This is a genomic window from Acinetobacter sp. YH16038, from assembly GCF_013417275.1.
Taxonomy (GTDB): Bacteria; Pseudomonadota; Gammaproteobacteria; order Pseudomonadales; family Moraxellaceae; genus Acinetobacter.
Genome location: NZ_VPEG01000152.1, coordinates 1 through 1,387 on the forward strand (window position 1 = coordinate 1; position 1,387 = coordinate 1,387).

Below are 1,387 nucleotides of genomic sequence, written 5' to 3' on the forward strand. Positions count from 1 at the left end.
AGAACTGGTTACGATAATCTTACGTTTAGCCATGTGCTTCTTCCGACATAGCTTTAATCGCTTCTTCTACCGTTTCGTACTCGGTGTACTCGCCATTTTCAATCTCTTTTAAAGATTGAAGTAACTTAGCTGCTGCTTTAGGAGTTAAAGCAGTTTCTCGCGCATAGTCAAAAGATAAAGGGATCGCCTTAGTTTTAACGATTTGATTCAAGAACAGTTTGAATGCTTGGGGCATAGTCAAACCGTAGTCTTCTAAAATAGGCGTGACTTGTTCTTTTAACTCTGCTTCTAAGCGCATATTGAAATTGACTGCGGACATGATTTCCTCACTCAAAAAACATTAAAGTAAAGATAATATAAGGCATATTCTTTACTTTTTCATTACTTTTGATGTAATAAATGGTTTCTAACAAATGAATTTCGTATAACCACCATTATGTTAAATGTATAACTTTATAAAGTGTTAATTTTAAAGTCTTCCAATGTTTTGCCTTTTTCTTCTAATAAATTATGAACAAACTCAGGCTCTAATTTCAGCATCAGTTCAATAGCATCATGGATTTTCCAAAATTGTAATTCAGGATGATCTATTATTTGGATTAAATGGTTTTTAATTAAAGGAATATATTCATCGTATTTTTCATCATCAATTAACCAAAATAAGCGACTAATATCAAATGGTTCTGTATTAGATATTTCTATAATCTTTTGTATAGGATGAAATATTTTTATTCTAGCCTGTTCACCAAATCCTAGATCAGCTTGGAATGCCCAATAACGAACAAAAGCTCTAAGTACATGCTGAAGTGTATCATCATAACCATGTAAACGATGATCTATATAACCAACTAATTTATTTTCATTTAATAAATTTACTAATGCATCAAAACCAGAGGATTGTCCCCAATTAGTCAGAAGTTTTGCTGCCTCAAATACAATATTTTCATCAGAAGAATTTAATAAATTTATGACTTGTTCTATACGATCTTCAGGAATATCTTCTGGATCTAAATCTGTTGCATCACATGCGTAATCTGCATGAGTAGGAACGTCATGCAGTAATACAGAAATTTCTTTATTCATTAAGCCACTCATTAATAATTATCTTAAGATTTTCTAAAATTAACATAATACACCTTATACGAAATGCTCTAAATTATTTGTTTTAATTCAATAGTTTATTTCGTATTGAAAAGCCCAATCACACCCGATTGGGCTTTTTTTATGACTTTTCACGTTCCACGCTTAATAAGTAAGCAATGTTCCACACTTTTGTTTAGCTAAAAATAACAATAAAACCTTACTCATCTGTAAAAACTGCCCGAGCTAAACGGCCCAATAATCCCCTTTTTTTAGGTTCCGGTTCAACGTGTTCAGGAATAGGTAT

At 31.8% G+C, this 1,387-nt stretch carries 2 protein-coding genes; both read right to left on the bottom strand.

Going from position 1 to position 1,387, the window contains the following annotated elements; all coding sequences use genetic code 11:
* Nucleotides 1-25: 25 nt before the first annotated feature.
* The gene (locus FTV34_RS17450; RefSeq protein WP_001277151.1) at nt 26-319 is read right to left on the bottom strand and encodes a type II toxin-antitoxin system RelB/DinJ family antitoxin; all 294 of its coding nucleotides are present in this window, start codon (nt 317-319) and stop codon (nt 26-28) included.
* 134 nt (nt 320-453) lie between these two features.
* Nucleotides 454-1,083: a hypothetical protein gene (locus FTV34_RS17455; protein ID WP_078194520.1), complete on the bottom strand. Its 630-nt coding sequence runs from the start codon at nt 1,081-1,083 to the stop codon at nt 454-456.
* Between the last annotated feature and the right edge of the window lie 304 nt (nt 1,084-1,387).

Excerpts from the sequence above, each read along its gene's own strand:
- FTV34_RS17455 (WP_078194520.1), bottom strand. The coding sequence starts at position 1,083 with ATGAATAAAGAAATTTCTGTATTACTGCATGACGTTCCTACTCATGCA.
- FTV34_RS17450 (WP_001277151.1), bottom strand. The coding sequence starts at position 319 with ATGTCCGCAGTCAATTTCAATATGCGCTTAGAAGCAGAGTTAAAAGAA.